The sequence below is a fragment of the Verrucomicrobiales bacterium genome (genome assembly GCA_016793885.1).
Taxonomy (GTDB): Bacteria; Verrucomicrobiota; Verrucomicrobiia; order Limisphaerales; family UBA11320; genus UBA11320.
The window spans coordinates 1-11,773 of record JAEUHE010000126.1; the positions used below are offsets into that span (position 1 = coordinate 1).

The 11,773-nt window shown below is 59.8% G+C and carries 9 protein-coding genes; 4 read left to right on the forward strand and 5 right to left on the reverse strand.

The genetic code is table 11. The features are described 5' to 3' along the window. Positions 1 to 566, reverse strand: a 566-nt coding sequence (locus tag JNN07_14340) for a hypothetical protein (GenBank protein MBL9168915.1), incomplete at its 3' end; no start/stop codon positions are given. Then, entirely contained in the window at positions 563 to 2,086 is a 1,524-nt protein-coding gene (locus JNN07_14345) for a CotH kinase family protein (GenBank protein MBL9168916.1), read from the reverse strand. The genes JNN07_14340 and JNN07_14345, both read right to left, overlap by 4 nt. Positions 2,087 to 2,441: 355 nt before the next feature. Between JNN07_14345 and JNN07_14350 the strand changes: the two genes are divergently transcribed. The 4 genes from JNN07_14350 (at position 2,442) to JNN07_14365 (ending at position 7,369) form a co-directional block, all read left to right on the forward strand. Further along, a complete protein-coding gene (locus JNN07_14350; GenBank protein MBL9168917.1) occupies positions 2,442 to 4,202 on the forward strand; it encodes a right-handed parallel beta-helix repeat-containing protein in 1,761 nt (586 codons plus the stop codon). Between the two features lie 88 nt (positions 4,203 to 4,290). Continuing rightward, positions 4,291 to 4,842, forward strand: coding sequence for a universal stress protein (locus JNN07_14355; GenBank protein ID MBL9168918.1), 552 nt, complete (start codon positions 4,291 to 4,293; stop codon positions 4,840 to 4,842). A gap of 43 nt (positions 4,843 to 4,885) precedes the next feature. Beyond that, on the forward strand, positions 4,886 to 5,782 hold the full coding sequence (locus tag JNN07_14360; GenBank protein MBL9168919.1) for a radical SAM protein: 897 nt from the start codon (positions 4,886 to 4,888) through the stop codon (positions 5,780 to 5,782). A 123-nt stretch (positions 5,783 to 5,905) separates the two neighbouring features. Beyond that, complete coding sequence (locus tag JNN07_14365; GenBank protein MBL9168920.1) at positions 5,906 to 7,369, forward strand: sigma-54-dependent Fis family transcriptional regulator; 1,464 nt, start codon at positions 5,906 to 5,908, stop codon at positions 7,367 to 7,369. Here the strand turns inward: JNN07_14365 and JNN07_14370 are convergent. The 3 genes from JNN07_14370 to JNN07_14380 form a co-directional block, all read right to left on the reverse strand. Beyond that, on the reverse strand, positions 7,362 to 8,531 hold the full coding sequence (locus tag JNN07_14370; protein MBL9168921.1) for a hypothetical protein: 1,170 nt from the start codon (positions 8,529 to 8,531) through the stop codon (positions 7,362 to 7,364). The two genes, JNN07_14365 and JNN07_14370, sit on opposite strands and share 8 nt — an antisense overlap. Continuing rightward, positions 8,528 to 8,929: an ACT domain-containing protein gene (locus JNN07_14375; GenBank protein MBL9168922.1), complete on the reverse strand. Its 402-nt coding sequence runs from the start codon at positions 8,927 to 8,929 to the stop codon at positions 8,528 to 8,530. The genes JNN07_14370 and JNN07_14375 overlap by 4 nt, the downstream gene beginning before the upstream one ends. Positions 8,930 to 9,024: 95 nt before the next feature. After that, positions 9,025 to 11,298: a DUF11 domain-containing protein gene (locus JNN07_14380; GenBank protein ID MBL9168923.1), complete on the reverse strand. Its 2,274-nt coding sequence runs from the start codon at positions 11,296 to 11,298 to the stop codon at positions 9,025 to 9,027. Between the last annotated feature and the right edge of the window lie 475 nt (positions 11,299 to 11,773).

An 11,773-nucleotide genomic window follows, 5' to 3' on the forward strand; every position in this document is an offset into this window, starting at 1 on the left:
TGCAGGAAACTTTCCTGCCAATCGGAGCGCTTTACGTTTGGGGGCTGTTGCTGCACAGAACCTTGAATGAGCAGGGCCTGTCGCGAGCGCCGCTGGGCCGCGCCAGCGACCTTGTGTCCTTCCCAGAGCAGATCAAACTTCTCCGGACCGGCGAAGCATTGGCCGGGCTTTTCTTTGGCGCAACACGGTGAGAGCGCGGTTTCAACGCCCAGATGAGCGAACGAGTCGCGAACCCATTCGTGGAGGATGCGATAGCTCTCCTCTGCTCGCAGTTCATACCAAGGATCAGCGGGCGGGAAGGCGAGGCTGTAGGTCCAGTCGTGGTCGTGCGGCACCAAGCCACCGCCGGTCGGTCGGCGGAGCAGAGGGCGGAGAGGGGTCAGGGAGGCGATTTCGGCGTGCCTTTGGAAGTATCCGAAGGTCGCCGCCGGTTCCGTCCAGGAGTAGAATCGGAGGACGGGGCTCCCGATTTCCTCCGACTGCTCCATGAGGGCTTCGTCCAAAGCCATGTTCTCCGCTCCGGAGGCCGGCCCGGTATCGATCCACTGCCAGGCTCGTGAGGTCATGGCGCGGCCTTGGTCGCCGGGTCGGGCTGGGCGGGAAGCCTTTTCAGACGCAACGAGCCGGCATCGAAGTAAGCGCTGCCGCTTTGGGCCCGCAGATCGCAGATCAGCTCAATCTCCTCCTGCTCTCCCACGATGAACTCGTAGCGCATCTCTTGCCAGCCGCTGTCGTTCACCAAGCCTTGCTGACGCCGGCGTTGGGAGATGCGCAGCCCCGCTCCTGAGCCCCGCACCGAGTTGCTGATCGGCACCAGCTTCTCGGTGCGCATCCGACCCGATAGCTGGTAGCGTCCGGGCTCGAGCAGCACCACCGACCGATAGGAGGCCAGGCACGCCTCGGAGGACTCGCCGGCGGACGGCGGTTCGCTGGGAGCTGTCTCAATCACTAGAACCTGCCGCCCTCCCTCCTCGGCGCGCCTGAACTGCGCTGCTCCGGCGTCGATGCGGGTGCGCCAGTTGGACAGCTCGGCTTCCCCCTCGGCGTTGAACGTGGGGGTGGTGGGAGCCGCCTCGGTCAGGATGCGTCGCAGGTAGGCCGCCCGTTGGGTAACCTGTCGTGCGAGGTTCTTCACTGCGGCGTCGTGGGCGGTTGCCGACTCTGCATCCTGCGCGGCGAGCACGGGGCGGATCCGTGCGGCCACGCTCCGGATTCTTGCCGTGATCCGGTCGGCGATGAAAACGTTGGTGGTGAGTTCGGCGGCGCGGGCTCGGTAGCGCGCCTTCATTCCAGAAGCCGTCAGCAGACTGGCCGCCACGAGGCCCTGGGGTGGGGGTGAAACGGTTCCGTTAGGGCTCCAGAACATTTGATCCATCCCGTGCGGAAGGAAGACGATTCGGTCCGAATCAGGGTCATGGTAGATCCGATAGTTGTTGGCCTTCATCAGATAGCCATCCCAATGCCAGGTCATCATTTCGACCGCGATAAAGCTGAGGAAACGTTCCACATCGAGCCGCCGCTCCAGTTCGGCCCTGCGGAGCTGGGGGTTGGAGATTTCGCAGGCACGCACCAGCCGCTCTACCGCTGGCTGTCCTTCCTCGGTGCCGGAGATGCGCTCCAGAGTCTCGGTGACGTCGCGCAAGAATCCGCCGTCGTAGAGATTTCCTTTGACGTTTGCAAAGTGCCGCTTGAGAAAGGGTTTTCCAAAGCCCTCCTTGAGAACGTAGAGGCCCAGGCGTCGGCCATTGAGCTCGACCGCAGCGTGACTGACGCGAGTGGCGGGCACGCCAGCCTCCAGGAATAACTCACTGCAGATCAGTTCCGTCAGATAGCTGGGGTCTTGGACTGAATTGTTGAGGTGCAGTTTGTCGAGCCCGTGGAATTTTTGCCCCTTCTTGAATTTGTCAAAGTTCAGAGTGAGCGCGGGTTGGTTGTCTACATCCCTAAAGCTGCCTGCGGCGCCCTTGAGATGGATGCCCACGTTTTCGTAAGTGTTGGATCCCTCTTGAATTTTGGCTTGGACATACGTTCTGGGTTCCCTCCGCAGCGACCGCAGCGCGTTCTCGCTCAACTGAATCTTGATCACGGGGATGGTCTGGCTCGCGAAGAAGGCGTCACTCTCGGTCTTGGCCTGAACACTCGGTGCCGCTGTTGTGCTCTGTGGACTCGGTGCGACAGTTGCGCCGAAGCAGGGGGAAACAAGTCCAGTCGCGCAGAGAAGCTGTGCGATCAGAAGAGCGGCCGCTGAGATAGAATGCCATCCATCCACTGCTGGGCCACTCTACGCGTGATAGCCCCCGGGGGCAAGGCCCCACATAGAGGCATCCGGTTACACCGCGACTTCGCCACCTTTCTCACCCATCTCCAATCACACCCGCCGATCCGCACCACCGCGCATTTAGGCTTGTTTTTATGGGTTCTGGGGTCGTATTTTTTTCAGCATGAAGTTCCTCCATTCCCTTCCCTCCGCGAAGACTTGGTTGATGTACACGACTCTGGTCCTGACTCTCTGCGACGGATCGGCTCGAGGTGCCACGTTGACGGTCACGACCACAGCCGATGACGGCACCGGCTCCTTACGGAAGGCGATTCTGAACGCAGCTGCCAACGACCTCATCGTCTTTGATCCAGCGCTCGACGGTCAGACGATTTCTTTGACCAGCGGCGAGCTGTTCATTGCGCGCAATCTGACGATTCGGGGGCTGGGCGCCAATCGGTTGACGATCAACGCCAACGGACTTAGTCGTGTTTTTAATGTCGATACAACAGAAGCTACCCTATCCGACCTGACCATCACCGGCGGTTTTGTCGGGGGAACCGATCCGCACTCGCCTGGAGGTGGCGGGATCGTCAACTTTTCAAACCTCACTCTCCAGCGTTGTCACATCACCGGGAACCATGCGGAGTTCCACGGCGGCGGGATCGCGAGCTATTTCAACCTGGTGATTGACGGGTGCACGATCAGTTCGAACAGCGCTCACTCCTCCATTTTTAGGGTCCCTCCTACCACGGCTGGCGATGCGCGAGGCGGTGGGGTTTATGGGGCTGCCACCATTGTGTTTTTGAATTCCACCATCAGCGGCAATGTGGCGTTCCACGACGGAGGTCTTTTCAACATCACTCCTTCCGCGCGCGGCGGTGGAGTGTATCTGGAGGGAACGGGCTCCCCTCGGTTTGAGAGTTGCACGATCGTTTCAAATTCCATCGTGCTTGTCCCGCGACCTAATTTTGGACCGGCCGATGGGTTGGCCTGGGGGGGAGGCATTAACATTCAGAACGCCGAGATGACAGCCACTCTGCGCAATTGCATTCTGGCCGGAAACTCCTTGTCGCCGTCCAGCATTGACTGCGGCCCTGACGTGGGCTGTGGCGGTTTGATCTCATTAGGGCACAACGTGGTTGGAAACGGACAGCCGGGCATCAGTGGGAACGCGGTCGGAGATAAGGTCGGGACTAGCCAAAATCCGATCGATCCACGGCTCAGTCCCCTGAAGGACAATCTGGGCCCGACTCCCACCCATGCCCTGCTCAAGCATAGCCCGGCTGTGAACGCTGGGGAGAATGCCGGGGCTTCGGTCGCCGATCAGCGGGGAGAGCCGCGGATCGTCGGCGGAACGATCGATGCCGGTGCCGTGGAGAAGGCTCCGCGGATTACTCAGTGCGCGACCAACATAACCCTGTGCAACACTCCGGGACAATGCACGGGCGCGACTGCGTTTGGCCAGCCCACGTTCGTGGGGGATGATCCGACAGAAATCCTGGGGTTTCATTATTCCCGTTTTCCAAACGTGCCGTTGCCCATCGGCACCACCCCGGTGACTTGCACTGTGGTCGATTCGGATGGACTTACCGACACGTGCGTCTTTCAGGTCGTTGTCAAGGACTGCGACGCGCCGGTGATCCAATCCCAAGTGGCAACTCCCAGCGTGCTCAGCCCGGCCAACAATCAATTGATTCCTGTGACCATCACCGTCTCAGGCACGGATTGCACCTTGCCGATCACCTCCCGCGTGCGACGCGTCATTGCCAATCAAACGCTGGCTGCGGGCGATGTCGAAATCACGGGCCCTTTGACGCTCAAGCTAAAGGCCCGCACTTCGTCGCCGTTTCAAACCCGCATCTACACGATCGATGTGACTCACTCGGATGCGGCCGGCAACCGGATCAACCGAACGACAACGGTGAGCGTCCCGCCGTTCTAGGCAAATTATGGTGTTCGCTCAACAAGGTCGGTGTAGGCGAATGTTTGAAAACAAGGGAGGATGCTAGTGAGATAGAAAACGCTGCACCATGAAAACATCCAGCCAACGCTCCCGGGAGACCTCAAGGAAGGCCGGAGGCGTTGCGCGTCGCGGCGCGAAGGCCCAGATCATCGAGATGGTGCCGGCCAAGCTCCGGCTGGCATCGATTCTTGTGCCTCTGGATTTCTCCAAGGAATCGGAGAAGGCACTGCGCTATGCGGTTACCTTCGCCGAGCAATTTGGCGCTCGCTTGATCCTTCTCAACGTGGTTGAGCCGCTCCCGTTCGCTGATCTGGGGGCGATCCCGTTGGTGATGGAGAACGAGGCGGTGATGGCGGCCTGCCAAGCCAAGCTGGAGGGGGTGGTTTCGCGGCATCGCCTTCCGGAGAGATTGATCGAGAAGCGTTTGGTCCGTAGCGGTCAGGCGTTCCGGGAGATCGTCGAGGCGGCGCGCACTCTGAAGGCTGATCTCATCATCATTTCGACCCACGGTTACACTGGATTCCAACATGTGCTGCTCGGGAGCACCGCTGAGCGGGTGGTCCGACACGCGCCTTGCCCGGTGCTGGTTGTTCGGACCCACGAGAAGGAATTTGTGTGAGGTCGTTCTTGCTCCGCCCAAAAAACCAAGCCCAGGGAATCCTATGGTAAGTTGCGTCACAGAACCTACAGAGTTCATTCCGGATCAGTCGCCTCGCAGTGCCGTCACGGCGTTCGGCTGCGCCCGGGATTTTCAGGACAACCAATTTGTCTACACCGTGGTATCTCCACGCGCCCGCGGCCTTTCGGTTGGGGTGAACCTGAACCCGGGCCGCGACTGCAACTATGACTGTGTCTATTGCGAAGTCGATCGCACCCGTGTGCGGCCCGAGCTGAAGCTCGAGATCCCCCGGATGCAGGATGAATTGGAGCGGATGATGCGGTTTGTGCTCGCGGGAAGGCTCCGTGAGCGACCGGACTACCAGAAGCTTCCCGATGAGCTGCTGACCCTGCGCCATGTCGCGTTGAGCGGCGACGGGGAGCCCACCCTGTCTCCCTTATTCCCAGAAGCTCTTGAATCCGTAATCCATTTGCGCGCCTGTCGGCGGGTTCCATTCTTCAAGATTGTGGTCATCACGAACACCTCCGGCCTGGGGCAGCCGAGGGTGGATGAGAGCCTGGAACTTCTGACGTTGCACGATGAGGTTTGGGCCAAACTGGATGCTGGCACGGAGGAGCATCTCCAGCGAGTCAACCACACGGACCGATCGCTCGAGCGGATCATGGAGAGCATTCTGACCCTCGCGCGAAAACGACCGGTGGTGATCCAGAGTCTGTTCGCCGCCGTCCGCGGGGTCGATCCGTCGGCTTCGGAGATTGAGGCTTACGTTTCCAGGCTGGCCGAGCTTAAGCGCGCGGGTGCCCAAATCCCCCTGGTCCAGATTTACTCTGCCACCCGTCCCACCACCCACCCAGGCTGTGGTCATCTCTCGCTCCGCCAGCTGGCCCGTATCGCACAACGCGTGCGAGAAGGTGCTGGACTTCGTGTGGAAGTCTATTGATGTCAGGTAGTTGGGTGTATTAATGAATTAAGTTCATCGGTCGCATTGGCAAGATGCGTCATCACTCGCGGTTGCATTGATTCCGTTGGTTGGCTAGGGTCAGCCAGGCCAAGTGCCGCTCTGATGGATAAACTGCTCCTTATTGATGACGAAGCTGATGTTCGCTACTCGTTCACCCGCATTTTTGATTCTCCGGATATCGAGATCTTAACCGCTGCCAGCGGGGAGGAAGGACTGGAGTTGGTGCCGAAGGTGCGTCCCGACCTGGTTTTGATGGACATTCGGATGGCTGGCATCGGTGGCTTGGAGACCCTGCGCCGGCTTCGGGCGATCGATGCGAAGCTGCCGGTGATCATGATGACCGCCTATGGCAGCACGCAGACGGTGATCGAGGCGATGAAGTTGGGGGCCTACGACTATCTGCTCAAGCCCTTTGATGTTCCCCGTCTCAAGGAAGTGATCCACGCGGCTTTGAAGGCCTCCCGGGACATGCGGCGGATGGTGTCCTACGAGCCGCTGTTGGAGACCGAGGACTACGATCTCGGCATCATCGGACGTAGTCAGCCCATGCAGGAGGTCTTCAAGCTGATCGGCCAGCTGGCGGGTACTGACGCCACCGCGCTGATCACGGGCGAGAGCGGTACCGGCAAGGAATTGGTTGCGCGGGCCATTTATCATCACAGCCGCCGGAGCACGCAGCCTTTCTTGGCGATCAACTGCGCTGCGATTCCGGAGAACCTGCTGGAGAGCGAGTTGTTCGGGCACGAGAAAGGCGCATTTACGGGTGCGACTGGACAACGCATTGGCAAGTTCGAGCAGTGTCATCAGGGAACCATCTTCCTGGACGAGATCGGGGACATGGCGCTTCCGACTCAAACCAAAATCCTGCGCGTTCTGCAGTCGGGAACCTTTGAGCGGGTGGGTGGCAATCAATCGGTCCAGGTCAATGTCCGGGTGATTGCGGCGACCAATCGTCCGCTGGAGCAAGCGGTGGCGGATCGTCAGTTTCGTGAGGATCTTTTCTTTCGTCTGAACGTTGTTCGGATCCATTTGCCAGCCTTGCGCGAGCGAAGGGCCGACATCCGTTTGTTGGTTGACTACTTTCTAAAGAAATTGGTGGAGCGGCAGGGCCTGCCTCCGCGTGCGATTTCGAGTGATGCCCTTTCCGTTCTCGAATCTTACTCATGGCCGGGCAACGTGCGGGAGCTGGAGAATGCCATCCAGCGTGCGTTGGTGGTTTGCAAGAGCGATGTCATTTTGCCTCGGGACTTGCCGCCTGAGCTCACCAATTCCAAACCTTTGGAGGCCAGCTCGCCGGTTGCCTCGGCGGGAGCATCCCTCGCCACGACGTCCGATTCCTCGGGGCCTCTCGACCTTCCCTCCTTGGCGCGCGCCCTGTTCCATATGGCTCGCAGTCAGTCCAAGTTGAAAGTATTGCCTGCGGTGGAGCGCGAGTTGATCATTCAGGCGCTGGTGGAGACCAAGGGGAATCAGGTGCAGGCCGCCAAGTTGCTGGGCATCACCCGGGCCACCCTGCGCAAGCGAGTCGAGAAATTCGAGATTCGCAAAGAGTTGGCGATCAATTAGGAATTCTGGGCCGGCTCGCCAGTAGGCCCAGGCGGTGGTGAAGCGCCGTCTTCAAACCATCGAAATAGGTGACCGCAGGCTCCAGCCCGGCCGATCGGGCGTAGTGGAGCAGAGGGTCAATGAGCCAAAGCTCGGTGGGTGTGATGGCGTGGATGACTTCGTTTCTCGCCAGCCGTGAGGCCAGCCATTGCAGACTGGATGGCACGTGGTCGGCGTGGGCGTGGAGACTTTCCAGGACCGGGACGACGATTTGTTCCGGTTGCTCGTGGGCTTCGTAGGCTCGGACGGCCTTTCCCACGGCGACGACCCAGCGTGTCAGTTCGAGTATCCCGGGCTCCCCGACCCGTTGAAGGACTTCTCCGATCGTCAAGGCTCGGAAGCGACCGTTGTCATCCAGGGCGGCTAGCTGACCTAAAAAATTGGCGGAGAGGTTGATGAGCGCCTTGTCAAACTCAACCCTGGTGGGGGAGGCTTTGTCTGCGATTTCGAAGTCGCCGTTACGCTGGCAGAGCAGTTGATGCGCTCGACGGCGTTGCTCCGGACTCCCGCCCGCAATCCGGGTGCTGCCGGGTGGTCCGGGACGATAGATGGCATCGGCCCCGTCGCCTTCGCGAATGCCGGTCTGAATGGTGACTCCGCGCATGAGACGGCCAATCAGCAGGGGCATTAAGTCAGGCCATAGATCTGGTAGTCGGCCCAGGAGAGTGGACTCCTCGAGCTTCTCAATCAACACCTGGCGGATGCGCTGAAAATAGATCCCATTGGAGCTGAGCACGAGCAGGGGGATTGGCAGGCTCGTGGTGGAGAGCTCCGAACGCTCGTGGGCATGTTCGACCAAGGCCACGCATTCAGACAGGATGGGAAGGAGTTGATCCGGATTGGGACAGGCCAGGAGCACCTCGGGGAGCATATTTTGCTCCGCGCAGTTAAGCAGGTCGGGTTTAAGGAGTCCTCCGAGGGGGACCCGCTGGGTTCCACCCTCCTTTTCGATGTTCAGTTCCCCTCGGGCGCGGAGGCTCAGGCCGCTGGAAGATCCAGGGCGGTCCACAAAGAAAACGCTGCCATCGAGCTGAGTGAGTCTCGCGGTGAGGTGATAAAAAAAGCCTACTCCCAGCGCGCCTGCGGGGAGGATCCCGATGCTTTCGGGAATGCAGCGGCTCATGCGGTGGCGAGGATTTCTCTCGCACGCTGGAGCTGCGACACCTTTAGTACCACGCGCATCTCCTTTTCTGACGAATCCTCCGTTCCATAGGCGTAGTCAATGTTGATATGAGCCGCTCCCAGCACCTCCGAGATCCGGGCCAGCTCTCCTGGAAAGTCTTTCAGGATCGTGACCAGGACCTCGGCTTCGACGACATACAATCCTTCCTGGGTCAGGAGGGCCTTGCACCGAGTGGAATCGCTGGTGATAAAGCGGATCATCCCCTGCTCGATGTTATCGACCACCGTGAGATCGCGGATGTTGATGTGGTTTGCCGCGAGCAGTCGGCAGACCGCTGCGAGTCGCCCGGGCTGATTCTCGATCGCCACAGAAAGTTGTCGTTCAATGGTGCAGTGCATGATGCGCGGCGCTTAAGGAAAAACCCTCATGGGGTTTGACGCGTGGATGCAGGCTAGGTGATCGGACCGGGCGGTGCAACATCCGACGGGGAGCATCAAGGCCCAGCCCGCCGCAAACGGAAGTAGCGGTAGTCCTGATCCGTGGGCAGCTCCAGGCTCTGCACTGCGCCTTGAGGAGAGGGTGATCCGGAGTAAGGCTCCCATTTGCCCGAGCTGAGATCCTTGCGGGTCTCCACGACGAAACCCAGATACCCCACAGGCCAGGAAAGCAGGAGTTTCGATCCCGCGGCAGTGGCCTTCACCACCGGCGAGAAGACCGGTGATCCATTGAACAGAGGTATTGCGAGCTGGGTGACATTGTTCGTTGGGTTGGAATCTTGCCCCCTGGCTACGACGCCCGCGCGATTGGTCACCTGGAGAGTGTCTCCGGTGGCTCGACCGATGATTTCAAGCCGGTTGGTCTCGACACCGACACCCAGAAGATCCCAATAGACAAGATCTCCCACGATGCTCACCTCGCCCGCGCTCGAACTTGCCGAGAGGATCTCAAGCCCTGCCGGGATCGGGTTTGTGAGGGTGACGTTGTAGGCGAAGGAGAGCAGACGATTGCTGAGGCTCAACGTCCACGTTACTTCCTGTCCCACCACCAAGCGATTGGTCGAAGCCCGCGAGCTCACCTGAAGGTCGTAGGGCGGGGTTACCGCGGCCCAGGCCAAAGCCCAGCGGCCGGCGTCTTGGGGCGTCGGCGCCAGGGCATATTCCTGCAGTGTCCAGAAGACTCCATCGTTCAGCGGATCGATACAGGTTGCACTCCAGTCGCCCCAACGGTTCTGCCCTGCATACAGTTCAAAATAGGAACCTTCGCCCGAGCGGATGATCTGTTCCCCGAGGGGATTGTTGTAAACGCCATCGTTGGGATAGAAACGGTAGAGCGCCGTCGGATAGCTCGAGGCTCCGAACCCATTGTAGCCCACCAGCACGTCATAGTGATCGTTCACTGCCAGTGACGGATAGGCGTAAGACCATAAGGACTGCGGATCGTCAACCAGATGACGTTGGAAGAGCTGGCCGTCGGGAAACACCTCCCACCAAACCACTCCGCTGCGGGTGGCCTTGGCAGTGGGGAGCAGGACGGTTTGCGAGCACCAGAGCGTTTGCCCCCGGTACATGACGCTCTGCATGCGCGAGTCCCCCAGTTGAACGCGGTTGGTGGTGCCGGCCTGCTTTCCCAGATCCGCTGACGTGGGGGCGGAGTCAGCCCAGGTAAAGACCGGCTGGGTGGACTCCTGAACCGTGCTCACGAACGCACCAGCGACAAGCTCTTCGGCCCCGATGGAGCCTTTCAGCTCGTAGATGCGCAGCAGTCCCTGGGCGATCCGGGTCTGGGGATCCACAAAGTTTCCGTTCCAGGACTTGACCAGGTAGAGGGTCTCGAGAACGGAGTCCAGGGTGATGGCTGGGATCTGGCTTCCTCCATGCTCGGCTGCATTCAGATGGAATCGGCTGTACGGACTGTCAGCGCCTTCATACCAGTTGACCTTATCGAAAGCGAAGACCTCCGATTCAATGAACGTGCCGGTGACTTGATGAAAGAGATTTGCCTGAACGACAATCCAGTTCTTGTTGAATCCGAGCGTGGGCGAATCGGCATAAGCTTCATCGAAGGAATCGACATCCACATAGTAGCGGAACCAATCGCCCAGCGGATCATTGGAGGCCGACACCGCAACCACGATGGCCGCATCGGGAAGGTTGGGGTTCGCCGCGGCGGTCAGAATCCAGCGGCCCGCACCGGCATCGAACACGCAACGCGGGTCGTAGGTGAAAATGTCCGACCCGAAGTTGGAAAAGAATCCATCGAGAGTTAGGGATGCCAGCACCGCTCCTTCCCGATCCTGCACTCGCACCTCGGTGTTGGCGACGGTCATAACGTGATAGGGGCCGACCGCTCCGGCGGTATCGGGTGTCGCGCTGGTTCCATCGTCCTCAATGGACGGGAATTGAATGGTCGGCAGGGGAGATGGCTTCAGGTCCGCCAGGCTTGGGCCTCCGCTGGAATGGGAGGTAGCCACCGGGCGCCTCGAGGTCAGTGTCTCGGTTGAGAGCCTTTCGGTCTTGCCGGGCCTCCATCCAAGTCCTTGGGGAAGGGGCCCGGGGCTGGGAATCCATGGCTGGGCTCGTGGTTTGGCTTCGGCGAGGCGTGGCTGCGCCGCCGCTTCACCGAGGTGGATCGGCTCTCCTCGACGGGCGTACGCCTGGGAACGGACAATACCCACCTCCGCGCTGAAGACTCCGGAAGTGCAAATCAACAGTGACCCAAGCACGATCGGCAGAACGTTGGGAATGAAGAACATGGACGCAGGCTTCATGGAGGGGAGGTGATGACCACGGCTGGATCGTTGGGGTACGAATGGGATCTCGGAACAAACCTTGGTCTTAGAACATCGTTACATCGCTCGTTGTGTGTTCGTCGGCATATTCGACGTTAACCTACACGGGAGCATTCAACCAGGGGAAGGGGGGAGTAGGTGGTAGGTGGTCGTTACCTCCAAAAATGGGCACTAGACAAGTTGTAGGAGGCCATCGTTTCGGGACGAGACGTCCGAGCTTCGTCTCGCATCTCATTCTAGAGGGAGGACGCCAACGATCGAGGCCCCTCCGGTATTCCAAAGGGATTTCGCCTCAAAGCCCAGGGTTGCGAGACGCGAGCTACCCTGGGTAGTATGATTTAGTTTCACAACCCCAAGGTGGGTTGCGAGCCGGAACCATAGGAGGTTTATGCCACAATCGTTATCGGTGATTTATGTCCACCTGGTATTCTCTACAAGAGGGCGTTGTCCATTC

Bases quoted from the DNA above. Each gene is read 5' to 3' on its own strand.
- JNN07_14355 (MBL9168918.1), top strand. From the start codon at position 4,291: ATGAAAACATCCAGCCAACGCTCCCGGGAGACCTCAAGGAAGGCCGGA.
- JNN07_14380 (MBL9168923.1), bottom strand. From the start codon at position 11,298: ATGAAGCCTGCGTCCATGTTCTTCATTCCCAACGTTCTGCCGATCGTG.
- JNN07_14360 (MBL9168919.1), top strand. From the start codon at position 4,886: ATGGTAAGTTGCGTCACAGAACCTACAGAGTTCATTCCGGATCAGTCG.
- JNN07_14375 (MBL9168922.1), bottom strand. From the start codon at position 8,929: ATGCACTGCACCATTGAACGACAACTTTCTGTGGCGATCGAGAATCAG.
- JNN07_14350 (MBL9168917.1), top strand. From the start codon at position 2,442: ATGAAGTTCCTCCATTCCCTTCCCTCCGCGAAGACTTGGTTGATGTAC.
- JNN07_14370 (MBL9168921.1), bottom strand. From the start codon at position 8,531: ATGAGCCGCTGCATTCCCGAAAGCATCGGGATCCTCCCCGCAGGCGCG.
- JNN07_14365 (MBL9168920.1), top strand. From the start codon at position 5,906: ATGGATAAACTGCTCCTTATTGATGACGAAGCTGATGTTCGCTACTCG.